This window comes from Pseudomonas sp. B20 (assembly GCF_020515755.1).
In the GTDB taxonomy this organism is placed as follows: Bacteria; Pseudomonadota; Gammaproteobacteria; order Pseudomonadales; family Pseudomonadaceae; genus Aquipseudomonas; species Aquipseudomonas syringae.
Genome location: NZ_JAHPJG010000001.1, coordinates 605,254 through 622,712, shown reverse-complemented (window position 1 = coordinate 622,712; position 17,459 = coordinate 605,254). Strand labels below are relative to the sequence as shown.

20 protein-coding genes and 1 pseudogene are annotated in these 17,459 nt (G+C 60.6%); 8 read left to right on the top strand and 13 right to left on the bottom strand.

What is annotated here, in order from left to right; all coding sequences use genetic code 11:
- Positions 1-77: 77 nt before the first annotated feature.
- The 8 genes from arfB to LIX91_RS02745 form a co-directional block, all read right to left on the bottom strand.
- On the bottom strand, positions 78-491 hold the full coding sequence (arfB, locus tag LIX91_RS02780; protein WP_003314723.1) for an alternative ribosome rescue aminoacyl-tRNA hydrolase ArfB: 414 nt from the start codon (positions 489-491) through the stop codon (positions 78-80).
- A gap of 31 nt (positions 492-522) precedes the next feature.
- On the bottom strand, positions 523-1,932 hold the full coding sequence (locus LIX91_RS02775; RefSeq protein WP_226487937.1) for an amino acid permease: 1,410 nt from the start codon (positions 1,930-1,932) through the stop codon (positions 523-525).
- 252 nt (positions 1,933-2,184) lie between these two features.
- The gene (gene rluB / locus LIX91_RS02770; RefSeq protein WP_226487936.1) at positions 2,185-3,414 is read right to left on the bottom strand and encodes a 23S rRNA pseudouridine(2605) synthase RluB; all 1,230 of its coding nucleotides are present in this window, start codon (positions 3,412-3,414) and stop codon (positions 2,185-2,187) included.
- Positions 3,415-3,598: 184 nt separating this feature from the next.
- A complete protein-coding gene (locus LIX91_RS02765) occupies positions 3,599-3,790 on the bottom strand; it encodes a DUF1289 domain-containing protein (RefSeq protein ID WP_003314720.1) in 192 nt (63 codons plus the stop codon).
- A gap of 304 nt (positions 3,791-4,094) precedes the next feature.
- The gene (gene scpB, locus LIX91_RS02760) at positions 4,095-4,862 is read right to left on the bottom strand and encodes an SMC-Scp complex subunit ScpB (RefSeq protein ID WP_004412831.1); all 768 of its coding nucleotides are present in this window, start codon (positions 4,860-4,862) and stop codon (positions 4,095-4,097) included.
- A 15-nt stretch (positions 4,863-4,877) separates the two neighbouring features.
- On the bottom strand, positions 4,878-5,576 hold the full coding sequence (locus tag LIX91_RS02755; protein WP_170855934.1) for a segregation and condensation protein A: 699 nt from the start codon (positions 5,574-5,576) through the stop codon (positions 4,878-4,880).
- A 119-nt stretch (positions 5,577-5,695) separates the two neighbouring features.
- Positions 5,696-6,325, bottom strand: a complete 630-nt coding sequence (locus tag LIX91_RS02750; protein ID WP_003404133.1) for an L-threonylcarbamoyladenylate synthase — start codon at positions 6,323-6,325, stop codon at positions 5,696-5,698.
- Positions 6,326-6,338: 13 nt separating this feature from the next.
- Positions 6,339-7,202, bottom strand: a complete 864-nt coding sequence (locus LIX91_RS02745) for a PHP domain-containing protein (protein ID WP_004411103.1) — start codon at positions 7,200-7,202, stop codon at positions 6,339-6,341.
- 65 nt (positions 7,203-7,267) lie between these two features.
- Here LIX91_RS02745 and LIX91_RS02740 point away from each other — a divergent pair, with 65 nt between their 5' ends.
- The 6 genes from LIX91_RS02740 (at position 7,268) to LIX91_RS02715 (ending at position 11,503) form a co-directional block, all read left to right on the top strand.
- Complete coding sequence (locus LIX91_RS02740) at positions 7,268-7,864, top strand: septation protein A (RefSeq protein ID WP_004411104.1); 597 nt, start codon at positions 7,268-7,270, stop codon at positions 7,862-7,864.
- Between the two features lies 1 nt (position 7,865).
- Positions 7,866-8,165, top strand: coding sequence for a YciI family protein (locus LIX91_RS02735; protein ID WP_004411106.1), 300 nt, complete (start codon positions 7,866-7,868; stop codon positions 8,163-8,165).
- Positions 8,166-8,311: 146 nt separating this feature from the next.
- The gene (locus LIX91_RS02730; protein WP_226487935.1) at positions 8,312-8,725 is read left to right on the top strand and encodes a translation initiation factor 2; all 414 of its coding nucleotides are present in this window, start codon (positions 8,312-8,314) and stop codon (positions 8,723-8,725) included.
- A gap of 7 nt (positions 8,726-8,732) precedes the next feature.
- A complete protein-coding gene (locus tag LIX91_RS02725) occupies positions 8,733-9,410 on the top strand; it encodes a response regulator transcription factor (RefSeq protein WP_003424789.1) in 678 nt (225 codons plus the stop codon).
- Positions 9,411-9,587: 177 nt separating this feature from the next.
- The gene (locus tag LIX91_RS02720) at positions 9,588-10,067 is read left to right on the top strand and encodes a hypothetical protein (protein ID WP_004411108.1); all 480 of its coding nucleotides are present in this window, start codon (positions 9,588-9,590) and stop codon (positions 10,065-10,067) included.
- 86 nt (positions 10,068-10,153) lie between these two features.
- Positions 10,154-11,503 (top strand): sensor histidine kinase, encoded by a 1,350-nt coding sequence (locus LIX91_RS02715; protein WP_004412839.1) that lies wholly within the window; start codon positions 10,154-10,156, stop codon positions 11,501-11,503.
- On the opposite strand, the gene LIX91_RS02710 is transcribed toward LIX91_RS02715, so the two are convergent.
- Positions 11,504-12,064, bottom strand: a complete 561-nt coding sequence (locus tag LIX91_RS02710; protein ID WP_100073047.1) for a nitroreductase family protein — start codon at positions 12,062-12,064, stop codon at positions 11,504-11,506.
- Between the two features lie 173 nt (positions 12,065-12,237).
- Here LIX91_RS02710 and LIX91_RS02705 point away from each other — a divergent pair, with 173 nt between their 5' ends.
- Both LIX91_RS02705 and LIX91_RS02700 read left to right on the top strand, forming a co-directional pair.
- Entirely contained in the window at positions 12,238-13,692 is a 1,455-nt protein-coding gene (locus LIX91_RS02705; RefSeq protein ID WP_003369828.1) for a TrkH family potassium uptake protein, read from the top strand.
- Positions 13,693-14,662: 970 nt separating this feature from the next.
- Positions 14,663-14,974 carry a DUF962 domain-containing protein gene (locus tag LIX91_RS02700; RefSeq protein WP_003393857.1) on the top strand — a complete coding sequence of 104 codons (312 nt, stop codon included), beginning with the start codon at positions 14,663-14,665 and terminating at the stop codon, positions 14,972-14,974.
- A gap of 10 nt (positions 14,975-14,984) precedes the next feature.
- Here LIX91_RS02700 and LIX91_RS02695 read toward each other — a convergent pair whose 3' ends face one another.
- From LIX91_RS02695 to LIX91_RS02685, 4 genes and pseudogenes are all read right to left on the bottom strand, one after another.
- A complete protein-coding gene (locus tag LIX91_RS02695; protein ID WP_003418019.1) occupies positions 14,985-15,806 on the bottom strand; it encodes a UDP-2,3-diacylglucosamine diphosphatase in 822 nt (273 codons plus the stop codon).
- Between the two features lie 93 nt (positions 15,807-15,899).
- Positions 15,900-16,202, bottom strand: coding sequence for a SelT/SelW/SelH family protein (locus LIX91_RS02690; RefSeq protein ID WP_226487934.1), 303 nt, complete (start codon positions 16,200-16,202; stop codon positions 15,900-15,902).
- A 51-nt stretch (positions 16,203-16,253) separates the two neighbouring features.
- Positions 16,254-16,331 (bottom strand): annotated as a pseudogene (locus LIX91_RS25600) (sulfonate ABC transporter ATP-binding protein); the annotation flags it as partial.
- A gap of 88 nt (positions 16,332-16,419) precedes the next feature.
- On the bottom strand, positions 16,420-17,328 hold the full coding sequence (locus LIX91_RS02685) for a LysR family transcriptional regulator (protein WP_226487933.1): 909 nt from the start codon (positions 17,326-17,328) through the stop codon (positions 16,420-16,422).
- Positions 17,329-17,459: the final 131 nt, after the last annotated feature.

Here is a 17,459-nt window from a genome sequence, read left to right as displayed (position 1 = left end):
CCACGGCCTGCGGCCAGAATCAAGCGTAGACTTTTGTATAGCGCTGAGCACTGCGTGGCACGAGACTGAAAAACACCTCAGAAATCCACTTTCCCGCGTCCGGCCTTGATCGAGCCGCGTTTGCTCTTGGACTCCAGGCGTCGGGTCTTGGAGCCGAGGGTCGGGCGGGTCGGGCGGCGTTTCTTTTCGACCTTGGCCGCGTTGACGATCAGCTCACTCAAACGCAGCAAGGCATCGGCACGGTTCTGCTCTTGGGTCCGATACTGCTGAGCCTTGAGCACGATCACGCCGTCGCTGGTAATCCGGCTGTCACTCAACGCCAGCAGCCGTTCCTTGTAGAACGGCGGCAGCGACGAGGCGTTGATGTCGAAACGCAAATGCACGGCGCTGGAGACCTTGTTGACGTTCTGCCCACCCGCGCCCTGGGCACGGATAGCGGTCAACTCGATCTCGGCATCCGGCAGATGAACGTTGTTGGAAATCACCAGCATCGGGGTCTCTTCTTCTCGGAAACGGGCAAGGCTACTTGCCAGACTGGGCAGACACGACAACGCTACGCCTGTTCTTGGCCCGGTAACAGACCCACATCACCGCCAGCCACACGGGTATCGCATAGACCGATATGCGGATGCCGGGGATCATCAGCATGATGCCGAGGATAAACACCACAAAGGCCAGGCAGACATAGTTGCCATACGGATACCACAGCGCCTTGAACAGCGGCACCTGGGCGGTGCGGTTCATGTACTGACGGAATTTCAGGTGCGAGTAGCTGATCATCGCCCAGTTGATCACCAGCGTGGCCACCACCAGCGACATCAACAGTTCCAGCGCCTGCTGCGGCACGAAGTAGTTGAGCAGTACCGCGACCAGTGTCACGGCGGCAGAGGCGAAGATCGCCTTGACCGGCACCCCGCGTTTGTCGACCTGGGCCAGCGCCTTGGGCGCATCACCCTGCTCGGCCATGCCCACCAGCATGCGGCTGTTGCAGTAAGTGCCGCTGTTGTACACCGACAGCGCTGCCGTCAGAACCACAAAGTTGAGGATGTGCGCAGCCGTGTCGCTGCCGAGCATCGAGAACACCTGCACGAACGGGCTGCCGCTGTAGGAATCGCCAGACGCATTGAGGCTGGCCAGCAGGCTGTCCCAGGGCGTCAACGACAACAGCACCACCAGCGCGCCGATGTAGAAAATCAGGATACGGTAGATGACCTGGTTGATTGCCTTAGGGATCACGGTCTTCGGTTGTTCGGCTTCGGCAGCGGTGAAACCGAGCATCTCCAGGCCGCCGAACGAGAACATGATGATTGCCAGCGCCATCACCAAACCGCTGACACCGTTGGGAAAGAATCCGCCATGCTCCCAGAGGTTGCTGACCGAGGCCTGCGGGCCACCGCTGCCACTGACCAGCATGTAACTGCCCAGGGCAATCATGCCGATGATCGCCACCACCTTGATGATCGCGAACCAGAACTCGGTCTCGCCGAACACCTTGACGTTGGTCAGGTTGATGGCATTGATCAGCACGAAGAAGGCTGCCGCAGACACCCAGCCCGGGATGTCCGGCAACCAGTAATGAATGTATTTGCCGACGGCGGTCAGTTCGGACATGCCGACCAGGATGTACAGCAGCCAGCAATTCCAGCCCGACAGGAACCCGGCGAAACCGCCCCAGTAGTTGTGGGCGAAGTGGCTGAATGAACCGGCGACCGGCTCTTCGACAATCATCTCGCCTAGTTGGCGCATGATCATGAAAGCGATGAAGCCACAGATGGCATAACCGAGAATCATCGACGGCCCGGCGGATTTCAGCACGCCCGCCGAACCGAGAAACAGGCCCGTCCCGATGGCACCGCCCAAGGCGATCAACTGGATGTGTCGATTCTTCAGGCCACGTTTCAGTTCGCCCGAGGGTGAGGTTGTTTCACTCATTCAATAGCCACCTGATCGATCTTGTTCTGTGACGGAATAGAACCTGCTGCGCTCGTGGCGCAACAGAATTGCAGCGTTCGAGGCGGATGGCCCGGAGCGTTGAACAGCACTGTTTCACAGAAAAAAGCGCAGCATTGTACACGTGCACAGGGAGGTCGAGGTGCGCCGGCTGTGTGACAGCGCTTTTCAGAGCGCCGAAAACGACAACGCCAGCCCTGTGGACTGGCGCTGCCATTCATTCACACCGTGCGATCACTCAGGCTTGCGACGACCGAAGCCCGGACGCTGACCTGAACCTGCCGGTGGGCCACGACGCTTGCCTGACGGCGCATCATCGTTGACCAGCTTGATGCCGACACGCTTCGGGCCCGGCTTGGCCGGACGCTTGTTCATGTCGCTCGGACGCTCGGCAACCGGTGTGCCACGGCTGTTGTCGGCCGGACGCGGCGCGCGTGAACCGGGCTTGCCCGAATCCTTGCGCGGCGAAGGACGCTGAGTCCAATCGCCACCGCGCGGACGATCACGCTCGCTGCCGGTGATCTGCGGCTGACGCGGTGCGCGCTCGCCGCCGGTTGCCGGAGCACCAGCCGCAGGACGCAAGGTGCGAACGCGCTCGCCTTTGCCCAGAGGGCGCGACGATTGACGCTGCAGACGCTCCATCTTGTCTTTGGTCTTGGCATTCATCTGCGGCTGGGCCACAGGTTGCAGACCGACTTCGGCTGCCAGAATGTCGACTTCGTACTGGCTCATTTCGCGCCAGCGGCCCATCGGCAGGTCGGAGTTGAGGAACACCGGCCCGTAACGCACGCGCTTCAGGCGGCTGACCACCAGCCCCTGGGATTCCCAGAGACGACGCACTTCGCGGTTACGGCCTTCCATCACCACGCAGTGATACCAGTGGTTGAAGCCTTCGCCGCCCGGTGCCTGCTGGATATCGGTGAAGCGTGCAGGACCGTCTTCGAGAATCACACCGTTCTTGAGGCGCAGCAACATGTCGTCATCGACTTCGCCACGCACACGAACCGCGTATTCACGGTCCATTTCAAACGACGGGTGCATCAGGCGGTTGGCGAGTTCACCGTCGGTGGTGAACATCAGCAGGCCGGTGGTGTTGATGTCGAGACGACCGATGTTGATCCAGCGGCCTTCTTTCGGGCGCGGCAGACGATCGAACACGGTCGGACGGCCTTCAGGGTCGTCACGGGTGCAGATTTCACCATCGGGCTTGTTGTACATGATGACGCGACGGACCGTTTCGGCCGCTTCTTCGCGCTTGATGACGCGACCATCGACACTGATGGCGTCATGCAGGTCGACGCGTTGACCGAGGGTCGCGTCCTTGCCGTTGACCTTGATACGGCCTTGGGTAATCCAGGCTTCCACGTCACGGCGTGAACCCACGCCAATGCGCGCCAGAACCTTCTGCAGCTTTTCGCCTGCGGGTCCGATTTCCTGGCTGTCCTGCTTGTCTTTTTCACTCATCTGGGCACCTCCCGGTGTGTCGAATCAGGGCTGGCCGAGAACCGGCAAGACCTGTACCCGGCGCGCTGTGGATAGCGGCAAGGCGAAATACTTGAAAGCCCGGGCGACACTTGATCGCCGAGGGTCGGCCATCATACGCCCCTGCGCCGGTTTACGCATCCGGCGTCAGCGGCAAATGCCCGAATCACTTCTTCTTTTTACGACCGGCGGTCTTGAGCTTCGCCAACCGCTTGGCAGACTCATCGAGCACCGTGCGCTTGTCGTCCTTGTCGAGCTTCTTCCAGGACTTGATTTCGCGCTTGCTGCGGCCGCATCCCAGGCAAATGTCATCATCGAACTTGCACAGGCTGATGCAGGGGTTCTTGGTCGAACTCATGGGCAGCGAATCTCATGGCGAGTGGTATCAAATGTGACCCTGGGCCGGCGTATGAATTCGACCTAAGTGCGCGGAGCGTTGGCACGACAGTTCTGATTATCGTTCTGAACGCTCCAGGACGAGGTATCAAGAGGACGCAGAGCGCTCATGGCTATATACAGGTCTTGTGGGAGCGAGCTTGCTCGCGAAAGGGCCCGTACAGAATCCGAAAATAGCGAGCCTGCACCATCGCCTTCGCGAGCAAGCTCGCTCCCACGAGACTTGTGTATCACGCTGAACGCTTCAGCGTGGGAGCGCTAGTCAATCAGACCTCATCGTCGCCTTTGCCGTCTTCAGGCTCAGGCTCCGTACGCAGCAGGTCGTCAAAGTCGGTCTTGAGGCCCTGCTCCATCGAGTCCAGTTCCACCAGCAGACTGCGGAAGCTGGTTTCGTCACGCGGCGCTTCGGGCTCTGCGTCCGGGTCGAGGCTGGCGTCGGCCAGGGCTTGCAGATGCGCAGGCACCGGCGCTTCTTCGAAATCCAGCACCGGCTCGGTTTCCATCTCGCGCAGGTCGGCCAGCGGCGGCAGTTCGTCGAGGCTTTTCAGGTTGAAGTGGTCGAGAAAGCCTTTGGTGGTCGCGAACATGGCCGGTTTGCCGGGCACATCACGGTAGCCCACCACGCGAATCCACTCGCGCTCGAGCAGGGTCTTGACGATGTGGCTATTGACCGCGACACCACGCACATCCTCGATCTCGCCCCGCGTGATCGGCTGGCGGTAGGCGATCAGCGCGAGGGTTTCCAGCATGGCCCGGGAGTAACGCTGCGGCCGTTCTTCCCACAACCGCCCGACCCACGGCGAAAAGCGGTCACGAATCTGCAGGCGATAACCCGACGCCACTTCCTTGAGCTCGAAAGCGCGCCCCTCACATGACTTGCGCAATACCTCGAGTGCCTTTTTGAACACCGGGGGTTCAGGGCGCTCGCCTTCCTCGAATAGCTCATACAGGCGTTCCAGCGTCTGCGGTTTTCCGGAGGCCAGCAGAAATGCTTCAAGCAGCGGGGCCAGTTCACGAGGTTCGTTGAGGTTCATGAATGTGTTTTAGCTCTACTCGGCTCGCGCCCGGACATGGATCGCCGCAAAGGGCTCGTTTTGGACCAGCTCGACAAGTGACTCCTTGACCAGCTCAAGCACCGCCATAAACGTCACGACCACACCCAGACGCCCTTCTTCGGCGGTAAACAGCTCGGCGAACGGCACAAAACCGCCGCCCTTGAGACGTTCCAGCACATCGCTCATGCGCTCACGGGTGGACAGTGCCTCGCGGCTGACCTGGTGGCTTTCGAACATGTCGCCGCGGTGCAGCACCTCGGCCATCGACATCAGCACTTCTTCAAGGCTGACATCCGGCAACAACTTGCGTGCACGGGCTTCGGGAGCGTCCAGTTTCGGCACGATCACATCGCGGCCCACCCGGCTCAGGCCATCGATGCCCTCGGCGGCGGCCTTGAAGCGCTCGTATTCCTGCAAGCGGCGAATCAGCTCGGCGCGCGGATCACCCTCTTCCTCTTCGACTTCCGCCGAGCGCGGCAACAGCATGCGCGATTTGATCTCGGCCAGCATGGCGGCCATGACCAGATACTCGGCAGCCAGCTCCAGGCGCACGGTTTTCATCAGCTCGACGTAACCCATGTACTGCTTGGTGATCTCGGCCACGGGAATATCGAGGATGTCGATGTTCTGTTTGCGGATCAGGTACAGCAGCAGGTCGAGCGGCCCTTCGAACGCTTCGAGAAAAACCTCCAGCGCATCGGGCGGGATGTACAGGTCCAGCGGCATCTGCGTGACAGCACGCCCGTAGACCAGCGCAAACGGCAGCTCCTGCTGGGCGTCTGCCTGGCTGTCGACTGCCTCGACGGCTGTCATCAGGCGCGTTCACCGAAAGGCGTCGGATCACCACAGCCGACCCGAACGATCTGGGGTTCACCCTCAGCCAGGTTAATGACCGTGGACGCCGAAATACCGCCGATCCCGCCATCGATGATCAGGTCGACCTGATGCTCGAGAACCTGACGCATCTCATAGGGATCGCTGAGCGGCACGCTGTCGCCCGGCATGATCAGGCTGACGCTCATCAGCGGCTCGCCCAATTGCTCCAGCAGGGCCTGGGCGATGGGATGACTTGGCACGCGCAGGCCGATGGTGCGGCGCTTGGGGTGCAGCACCAGACGCGGCACCTCGCGGGTGGCGTTGAGAATGAAGGTGTACGGCCCTGGCGTGTGCGCCTTCAGCGCACGGAACGCGCCGGTGTCGACCTTGGCAAACAGCCCCAGTTGCGACAGATCGCAGCACATCAGGGTGAAGTTGTGCTTGTCGTCCAGCTGGCGCAGGCGGCGGATACGCTCGATGGCGCTCTTGTCACCGATCTGGCAACCCAGTGCATAGGATGAATCTGTCGGGTACACCACCAGCCCGCCGGCCTTGATGATTTCAGCAGCCTGTTTGATCAGGCGCGGCTGCGGGTTTTCCGGATGGACCTGGAAAAATTGACTCACGATTACTTCCTGTTCAGACGGAGGCAGTAGGCTGTTCATGTTTGAATCTGCACCACAAAGGCGGTAGATCTTCAGGCACGGGGCGATAAGTGCCGATCTCGCCCCAGGTGCCAGGACCGTGGAAGTCGCTGCCGGCAGAAACCAGCAGACCGAACTCGCGTGCAAGGATGGCCAGGGTGCCGACCTGATCGGCAGGCTGCATGCCATTGACCACTTCTATGGCGTGCCCACCAGCCTGGACGAAATCGCCGACCAGTTTACGCCGTTTACTGCGGGTAAAGTCATAATGTGAAGGATGCGCGAGGCTGACCCATGCACCCGACGCCCGCAAGGTGGCGACCGTGTCCTCCAGCGTTGGCCAGTGCTGCTTCACATCGCCCAGTTTGCCCGCCCCCAGCCATTTGCGAAATGCCTCGGCGCGATCTTTGACGAAACCCGAGCGCACCATGAAGTCGGCAAAGTGCGGACGCGCAGGCGCATTACCGCTGTCACCCAGTTCCTGCTGAATCGCGCGAGCGCCTTCCAGCGCCCCAGGCATACCTTTGATCGCCAATTTACGGCTGATTTCTTCCGCACGCAGCCAGCGCCCCTCATGCAAACGGCTGATGGCTTCGGTCAGCGCCGGGGCCTGGGTATCGAATCCGTAACCCAGAATATGGATGGTCGCGCCGCCCCAGGTGCACGACAGCTCCACCCCGTTGACCAGTTGCATACCCAATGAATGCGCCGCCGCACGGGCCTCTTCAAGCCCTTCAAGGGTGTCGTGGTCGGTCAGCGAAAGGACGCGCACGCCGTTTTCATGAGCACGCGCAACCAGTGCCGTGGGCGAGAGCGCCCCGTCGGAAGCGGTGCTGTGGCAGTGCAGGTCTACATTCATAGTGATGCTTTCGTGTTCATTGATGTTTGTTATTATGCCGCCACATCCTGCTTCTGGCTGCCATTGTGAAACAATTCATCGACTTCATCCCGCTGCTGCTGTTCTTCATCGTTTACAAAACCGAGCCGCGTGCCGTGGATATCCTCGGCAATACCTATATGGTAGGCGGCATTTTCAGTGCAACGGCGATGCTGATCATCAGTTCGGTGGTGGTCTACGGCATTCTCTACGTCAAACAACGCAAGCTGGAAAAAAGCCAGTGGCTCACCCTGGTGGCGTGCCTGGTGTTCGGCAGCCTGACCCTGGCCTTCCACAGCGAAACCTTCCTGAAATGGAAAGCCCCGGTGGTCAACTGGCTGTTTGCCGTCGCCTTCGCCGGCAGTCATTTCATCGGCGACCGCCCGCTTATCCAGCGCATCATGGGTCATGCACTGACCCTGCCGGCGGCGATCTGGACCCGGCTCAACATCGCCTGGATCATATTCTTCCTGTTCTGTGGCGCCGCCAACCTGTATGTGGCCTTCACTTATCAGGAATTCTGGGTCGACTTCAAAGTATTCGGCAGCCTGGGCATGACCCTGATCTTCCTGGTCGGCCAGGGGATCTACCTGTCACGCCACCTGCACGACGCCGCTCCCAATACGACCAAATCCGAGGACTGACATGCTCTACGCAATCATCGCCACCGACGTCGAAAACTCGCTGGAAAAACGCCTCAGCGTTCGCCCGGCACACCTGGAGCGCCTCAACGCACTCAAGGATGAAGGCCGTCTGGTGCTGGCCGGTCCACATCCGGCAGTCGACAGCAACGACCCGGGCGCTGCCGGTTTCAGCGGCAGCCTGATCGTTGCCGAATTCGAATCGCAAAACGCAGCCAAAGCGTGGGCCGAAGCCGATCCGTTCGTGGCCGCAGGCGTCTACGCCAACGTCGTGGTCAAGCCGTTCAAGCAAGTCCTGCCCTGATTCCCGCTCCCCGGTAGCACCTGCACGCCCTGCTTCCAGCGAAGCAGGGCCGTGCCGCCGCCCCGCCCTTCATTCATCATTCCCGCTTGCCTGCCGATAACCCGCTCAATGTGCGAATTTACACGGCTTGGTAAAAGGGAGTTCAGATGCGTTCAGCGACGTGGTGTCTGTTGGCGATATTGATGGCGGCGAGTGTGCAGGTAAACGCCGAGGCGGTCAGTGAAGGTGGCGCAGTCCAGCCTTTGCATCAGCCCGGCGCCGCCAGCCAGATGGCCGAACTCCAGTTGCGCCTCAAGGACAGCGAGCGGCAGCGCGAAGAATTGACCCGGCAGTTGCAGAACGCCGATCCGGAACGCAACAACGCCTTGCTGACACGTTTGCGTCAGGAGAACCAAAAGCTCAAGTTGCAGCTCAAAGAAGCACTGTCCGCAGCGCCCCCGCGCCTGCTGACCGAGCAGCAACAATGGTTCATCGCAGGCGGTGGCGTTGCGATGTTCGCCCTTCTGTGCGGTATATTGGTCAGCGGTTGGCGTAGGCAACGTCGGCAGTGGCTAAATTGAGTGAGTCATGAGCGAGCTGTTACTAATTGATGATGATCAGGAGCTGTGCGAACTGCTGAGCAGTTGGCTGAGCCAGGAAGGCTTTCAGGTGCGCGCCTGTCACGACGGGACCAGCGCGCGTCAGGCATTGGCCGACGCCGCACCCGCTGCCGTGGTGCTGGACGTGATGCTGCCCGATGGCAGCGGTCTGGAGTTGCTCAAGCAATTACGTGCCGACCACCCCGACCTGCCAGTGGTCATGCTCTCCGCACGCGGCGAGCCACTGGACCGCATTTTGGGTCTTGAGCTGGGCGCTGACGATTACCTGGCAAAACCCTGCGACCCTCGCGAACTCACTGCGCGCCTGCGCGCCGTGCTGCGCCGCAGTCATCCGGTAGCATCGTCCAGCCAGCTCGAACTGGGCGACCTGACCTTCAGCCCGATGCGCGGCGTGGTCAGTGTCGACGAAAAGGAGCTGACCCTCACAGTTTCCGAAAGCCGCTTGCTGGAGGCGCTGATGCGCCAGCCCGGCGAACCGCTGGACAAGCAGGAACTGGCACAACTGGCCCTGGGCCGCAAACTGACCCTGTACGACCGCAGTCTGGACATGCACGTCAGCAACCTGCGCAAGAAAATCGGCCCGCACTCCGACGGCCGCCCGCGCATCGTCGCGCTGCGCAGCCGCGGCTATTATTATGCTCTTTGAGCAGCTGCAAGCTTCAAGCTTCAAGCAGAGCGCTTCTGGCTTGAAGCTTGAAGCTGACAACTTGCAGCTGCCCCTTACCCTTACACAAGCTTTACCAAGCGCTGACTGCGCTTGACCTTGATCTCCCTAAACTGGGCTCATCGGCATCGAGCCGCACTAGAGACAAGGAGATACACAATGCGCAAGACCCTGATCGCTTTGATGTTTGCCACTGCCCTGCCGACCATTGCCATGGCCGCACCACCAGCGCCACCTGCCGGTGGCCCGGATGCTGACGGACCTGCCATGCACATGGACCGCGATGACCGCGGCCCAGGCCCACGTATGGATCGCGGCCCTGGCCCGATGGGACCGATGGCTGAGCTGGACCTGACACGTGAACAGCGTCAGCAGATCGAACGCTTGATGCGCGAGCAAAAGCACGAGCGCCGCGAAATCACTCAAAGCTACCTGGAAAAAATGCCTGCTGCCGACCAGAAAGCAATGCACGACGAAATCGAAGCCAAACGCTCCAAGACCGACAGCGAAGTTCGTGCACTGCTGAGGCCTGACCAGCAGAAGCTGTTTGACGAAATCAAGAAGAAAGAAGATGAGCGTCGCGCCGAATGGGCCGAGTTCAAGGCCTGGAAAGCGGCAAAAGCAGCAAAAACGCTGTAACCATCAGGCCTCGCGGCCCGGTGCGCTGAACACAACCCGGCATGCACGCGCATGCCGGGCTTTTTTACTGAGACCGAGGAAATCCCGTGCGTTCATTGTTCTGGCGAATCCTGGCCAGCTTCTGGCTGGCCATCGCTCTGGTAGGCGGCCTGTCGGTACTCATGGGGCATATGCTCAATCAGGATGCGTGGATCCTCAGTCGCCACCCGGTGCTCAACTCGTTGCCCGAACAGTGGACGCAGCGCTTCGAGGACAAGGGCGCGGATAACGCTCAGGAATTTCTCCAGGACATCAAACGACGCAATCGTATCGACACGCAAGTGCTCAGCGACAGCGGCGAGCCGATGGTACGCGGTACGTTCCCGCCGCGCGCCGCAGCCCTGGAAGCACGGCAGCGGGAAGACGACGATCAGGGGCGCAAACTGCCTTGGCGCCGCCTGGCCACCGAGTACAGCAGCCCGAAGACCGGCGAAACCTACCTGTTCATCTACCGCGTTCCGCACCCGGAGCTCGACGAGTGGCATCGTCAGAGTCTGATGTGGCCATTGAGCGCGCTGGGCATCGCCCTGGTGGTGCTGACCCTGTTCAGCCTGTTCGTGACGCTGTCGATTACCCGACCGTTGAGTCGCCTGCGCGGCGCAGTGCACGATCTGGGGCAAACCAGCTATCAACAGCACAGCCTCGGACAGCTGGCCAACCGCCGTGACGAGTTCGGCGTGCTGGCCAAGGACTTCAACCGCATGGGTGCGCGCCTGCAAAGCCTGATTGGCAGTCAGCGCCAGTTGCTGCGCGATGTGTCTCATGAACTGCGCTCACCGCTGGCCCGGTTGCGCATTGCCCTGGCGCTGGCTGAACGTGCGGAGCCTGCCGAGCGTGAAAAGCTCTGGCCACGGCTGGGCCGTGAATGTGACCGGCTGGAGGCGCTGATCAGCGAGATTCTGGCCCTGGCACGCCTCGACGCAGAGCTTCGCGGCGCGGAGCCCGTCGACCTCGAAGCGCTGCTGCAGCGCCTGAAGAACGACACACAACTGGACGGTATCGATCAGAATATTCACATTGATGTGCAGGACAACCTGCAGTTCAAAGGCTGGCCGGACATGATCGAACGGGCGCTGGACAACCTGCTGCGCAACGCGCTGCGCTTCAACCCGAGCGGCCAGCGCATCGATCTGCAGGCAACTCAGGCCGACGATCACATCCGTCTGAGCGTCCGCGATCATGGCCCAGGCGTTGCCGACGAACACCTGACGCAACTGGGCGAGCCGTTTTACCGCGCCCCCGGCCAGACCACGCAGGGTCACGGCCTGGGGCTGGCGATCGCCAAACGCGCAGCGGAACGACATGGCGGCACTCTGATGCTGGGCAATCACCCGGAAGGCGGGTTTATCGCCACGCTGGATCTGCCCAGAGAGCCGCTCAGTTCATCGTCTGTCTGATCAGCCCTGCCACTCGCTGACAAACCCGCCCACATCGACTTTTGGCGCTTCGCGCGGCGGGTTCAGCGGGGTGCCCAGGTACAGAAAGCCGAGCACTTCTTCGCCGGCTTCAAGGTCGAAGCCCTTGGCTACCTGTGGCGCATAGGACAGCTCGCCAGTCCTCCAGACCGCACCGATACCCAGTGCATACGCTGCCAGCAACACCCCATGAGCGGCGCATCCGGCGGTGATCCGTTGTTCCGAGTGCGGGACTTTGAAGTGGTTCTGCAAGCGCGCGATCACGACCACCACCAAGGGTGCACGCAATGGTCCAAGACGGGCCTTTTCCAGCGCCTGCGGGGTCACTTCAGCGCCACTCTCCTGCAGCGCCTGCGCCAGCATCTCGCCCATGCGCTCACGGGCCGCGCCTTCAACCGTCAGAAAACGATACGGCTTGAGCTGTCCATGATCCGGCGCGCGCAATGCGGCACCGAACAGGATTTCCCGCTGCGCAGCGTCCGGGGCCGGGTCGACCAGTCGTGGAACCGATACACGATTGAGCAAAACGTCGAGCGCCTGCATGGACTGTCTCCTTGAAAAGTGATCGAGCATTCTAGAGCCTGTTTAGCGTCAATAACGAGTGCGACGGACAATTCGTTACCTGTGCGCTTGCAGCCGGTCCTCGGCCGCGCCGGTTTACATGACCTCAAGCGCAGGTAGAATGGCGCCTTTCCTCACACCAGCCAGAGCCTGTCATGTCGTTGCCGACCCTGCGTATCATCGGTTTCATTATCGGCATCTTCCTGATCACCCTGGCTGTCGCCATGATCGTGCCCATGGCCACGCTGGTCATCTACGACCGTTTCGAGGACCTGCGCGAGTTTCTCTGGGCCAGCGCCATCACCTTTATCGCCGGCCTGGCGTTGGTGGTGCCCGGACGCCCCGACAACGTTCAGTTGCGTCCGCGGGACATGTACATGCTGACCGTCTCCAGCTGGATTGTGGTGTGCATTTTTGCCGCCCTGCCCTTTCTGCTGACCCAGCACATCAGTTACACCGATTCGTTCTTCGAGAGCATGTCCGGCATCACGGCCACCGGTTCGACAGTACTCAGCAACCTGGACAGCATGTCGCCGGGCATTCTGATCTGGCGCTCAATGCTGCACTGGCTGGGCGGTATCGGCTTCATCGGTATGGCCGTGGCGATTCTGCCCCTGCTGCGCATCGGCGGCATGCGTCTGTTTCAGACCGAGTCCTCGGACCGCTCGGAAAAGGTCATGCCCCGCTCGCACATGGTGGCCAAGTTCATCGTGCTCGCCTATGTCGGCTTTACCGCGCTGGGCAGTCTGGCTTTCTGGGCGGCGGGCATGAGTCTGTTCGACGCGATTAACCATGCAATGTCGGCGATTTCCACCGGCGGCTTCTCCACTTCCGACCAGTCGCTGGCCAAATGGCCGCAACCGGCGGTGCACTGGGTGGCGATCGTGGTGATGATCCTCGGCAGCCTGCCCTTTACGCTGTATGTCGCGACATTGCGTGGCAACCGCAAGGCGTTGATCAAGGATGAGCAGGTTCAGGGGCTGATCGGGCTGCTGTTGATCACCTGGCTGGTCATGACGGTCTGGTACGCCAATACCACGGACCTGCCGTGGACCGAGGCATTGCGCCATGTAGCGCTGAACGTGACTTCGGTGGTGACGACGACGGGTTTTGCACTGGGTGACTACAGCCTGTGGGGCAATTTCTCGCTAATGCTGTTCTTTTACCTGGGCTTTATTGGCGGCTGTTCCGGCTCGACAGCCGGCGGAGTGAAGATCTTCCGTTTTCAGGTGGCCTACATTCTGCTCAAGACCAACCTCAATCAACTGATCCATCCGCGCGCGGTGATGAAGCAGAAATATAACGGCCATCGGCTGGACGATGAGATCGTGCGCTCGATCCTGACCTTTTCGTTTTTCTTCACGATCACTATCTGTCTGATCGCGCTGATGCTGTCGCTGCTCGGGCTGGACTGGATGACGGCGCTGACCGGCGCTGCCAGTACGGTATCGGGTGTAGGGCCAGGGCTGGGTGAGGTCATCGGGCCGGCGGGCAATTTCTCTACCCTGCCGGATGCGGCCAAATGGATTCTGTCCGGCGGCATGCTGCTTGGCCGTCTGGAAATCATTACTGTGCTGGTGCTCTGTGTACCGGCATTCTGGCGGCATTGAGGCCTGGCAGAGGCCGCGGCATTATCGTTTCCATGCTCCGCGTGGGAATGCAGTTCGTGACGCTCCGCGTCACACAGCGGTTCTGGAATGTCAGGTGGATTGGCGTTCGGCTCAGGTCACCTTTTCGCCCCTCGGCGAGTTACTTTGATGAGGCCAAAGTAACCAAAACCTTTCGCTCCGGTTTCCGGCCCGACTTCGTCGCGTTCCTTCGCCCTGTCACTGCTCCGGGGGTCGCCGCAACGGGCCATCCATGGCCCGGTGCGGCTTGCTCGGCGTCCTGCCGAGCATCCACCGGATCAGCGCCAGGACTCAGCCGTCACTAACGTCGCACTCTGCGTCGTCAGTGCCATCGCGGTTGAAAAGCGCTTTTGCGGCAGTGGCTGCGGTTTTGACTATCGTTCCCATGCTCCGCGTGGGAATGCAGTTCGTGACGCTCTGCGTCACACGGCGGTTCTGGGATGTCAGGTGGATTGGCGTTCGGCTCAGGTCACCTTTTCGCCCCTCGGCGAGTTACTTTGATGAGGCCAAAGTAACCAAAACCTTTCGCTCCTGTTTCCGGCCCGACTTCGTCGGGTTCCTTCGCCCTGTCACTGCTCCGGGGGTCGCCGCAACGGGCCATCCATGGCCCGGTGCGGCTTGCTCGGCGTCCTGCCGAGCATCCACCGGATCAGCGCCAGGACTCAGCCGTCACTAACGTCGCACTCTGCGTCGTCAGTGCCATCGCGGTTGAAAAGCGCTTTTGCGGCAGTGGCTGCGGGCAAGGCAGGACGGTGTTTCGCATCGTAGATTTGTGACGCGGAGCGTCAGGAACTGCATGCCAACGCGGAGCATTGGCACGATAGTCGTAAACATGAGCGCGAAGAACTGGCACGATAGTCGTAAACATGAGCACGACTCGAATACTCCACATCGGCACGACAGTCGGCTAAATTTGTGTATAACAACAAGAACCCACACGAGGACAAGCACCGTGGATACCATCAGGCGTTTTTCGAGCTTTGCCGAGTTCTATCCTTTTTATCTTGCCGAGCACAGCAGCGCTACCAGCCGGCGTCTGCATTTTGTCGGTACGTCTCTGGTGATTTTCCTGTTGGCATTTGGTGTGGGCAGCGGCCGCTGGGGGTTGCTGTGGTTGTTGCCGGTTGCGGGTTACGGCTTCGCCTGGGCCGGGCATTTCTTTTTTGAGAAGAACCGTCCGGCCACGTTCAAGCATCCGTTTTACAGCCTGCTCGGCGACTTTGTGATGTACCGCGACATGCTCCTGGGTAAGGTGCCTTTCTAGGCAGACTGCTTCAGGCAAGCGTTTCGCTGGCGGGTTCTTCGACCGCAACCTGTTGCGCCTGCAAATGCGCATCTGCCAGACGGAACAGTTCGATGTTGCCGTCCAGGTGTTCGATCAGGGCGGTACAGGATTCGACCCAGTCGCCGCAGTTGAGATATTCCACGCCGCCCACCTGGCGAATTTCCGCATGGTGGATGTGCCCGCAGACCACGCCGTCCAGCCCGCGCTTCACGCATTCATGAGCGATGGCTTCTTCGAAATCGCTGATGAAATTCACCGCACTTTTGACCTTGTGCTTGAGGTACGCCGACAGCGACCAGTAGCCATAGCCGTATTTGGCGCGCCAATGGTTGAGCCAGCGGTTGAGGGTCAGGGTGAATTCATAGGCCGAGTCGCCCAGAAAGGCCAGCCAGCGATGGTAGCGGGTGATCACGTCGAACTGGTCGCCGTGAATGACCAGAAAGCGACGTCCATCGGCCGTCACGTGTTCGACTTCGTCTACCAACTGGATGTTGCCCAGCACCAGCTTGGAGTAACGGCGCAGGAATTCATCGTGATTGCCGGTGACGTAAATGACTTCGGTGCCGCGCTTGCTCATGGTCAGCAAGCGGCGAATCACGTTGGTGTGTGCTTGTGGCCAGTACATGCCGCCGCGCAGTTTCCAGCCATCGATGATGTCGCCGACCAGGTACACCTTGTCAGCCTGATAGCGCTTGAGAAACGCGGAGAGGTGCTCGGCCTGGCAATCACGTGTGCCCAGATGAACGTCGGAAATCCACAAGGTGCGCACGCGCTGTTTGCGGCTGGGTGTGGCGAGCTGAGCACTGGTCATGTGAAGACCTCCGGCAGGGTTTCCAGAAGAGTGGAGCATGCCGGTTAACCGAATGTGACACGTGCGTGGCGATGTCGTGACAGTTGCCCTGTATTACTGAGGGTCTGCCGGAGTATGGCGGTCGTTGTGGCCCAGATCGCGGGCCGGATCGATCTGGTCACGCAGCCGCTGCTTGAGCACCTTGGCTTCGGGAAAGCCGCCATCGGCCTTGCGTTCCCAGAGTTGTACGCCGTCGCAGGTAATACGGAACACGCCGCCGCTGCCTGGCTGCAGCGAGACTTTACCCAGATCATCGCTGAACGTGCTCAGCAGTTCCTGGGCCAGCCAGGCGGCGCGCAGTAGCCACTGGCATTGAATGCAATAGGTGATGATGACTTCAGGCTTTTCGGCAGACATGGGCGTCCCCTTCGGAAATTCAGACGACCATGATACGCAGCGTGCGCCGAATCAACGAGCGTTGGCGAAGCGGCGCAGTGCGCTGAGGGTCACGTCCTGTTCCGGCGCTTGCGGTGTGGTATCGGCAGCATAATGACCCGGTAAGCGATCGCCCGAGGCAACAATCGGCACGAGCGTGTTGGTTATAAATCATCAAGACATCGACTGCCAGCCTGCTTCAAGCTTGACGATCATTCAGCTCGATACCTGATTCCAGACGCTCGCGCAGGAACTCGATGAATGCCTGCACCGGTCGCGACGCCTGTCGGTGTTGCGGATAAACCGCGGACAGCGTCAACGGCTCGGGACGCAGGTCATCCAGCACCCGGACCAGGCTGCCCTCGCGCAGCGCCGCGCCGACAATGAAAGTCGGCAAATAGGTGATGCCCAGCCCGGCAATGGCTGATTCCCTCAGCAGCTCGCCATTATTGGCGCGCATACGCCCGCTGACATTGAGGGTCAACGGCTTGTCCTGCCCTTGAAAACGCCATTGCGCCTGACGGCTGTGGCCATAGGGCAGGCAATCATGGGTGTGCAGGTCTTCGGGCTTTTGTGGTGTGCCGCGCTCGGCCAGGTACGCCGGGCTGGCGCAATACACCCGGTCGATCGAGGCAATGCGCCGGGCGATCAGACTGGAATCTTCCAGCATCCCGATACGCAGCACCACGTCGTAGCCTTCGCTGATCACATCCACCGGACGATCACTCAGGTCCACCTCCACCGCCACCTCGCGATAGCGCTGCAAAAACAGCGGCAGCAGGCACGCCAGGTGCGTAACGGCAAACGACAGCGGCGCACTCACGCGCAGGGTGCCGCGCGGTTCGTTGTTCTGTCCGGTGATGCCCTGCTCCACCTGCTCAAGCTCGGCGAGCAGACGCAGGGCCGATTCGTAGTAACTCTGCCCCAACGGCGTGACATCCAGACGTCGCGTCGAGCGGTTGAGCAGGCGTACGCCCAGACGCTCCTCCAGTTGCATCAGGCGACGACTGACAAACTGCTTGGACAGGCCCAGTTTGTCGGACGCAGCGGTCAGGCTGCCGGACTCCATTACCTGGCAGAACATGCGCATGTCTTCAAAAGGGTTCATGTGTTGCGACCTGATCAAGCGCTAATGGCGTTCGACAGAGCGTAACGCAGCGTTGAACACTGTCAACCTCAGAGAGACAGTCATTCATATTTCAGCTACTTATTGCGACAGTCGATAAGCCGTACTCTTCG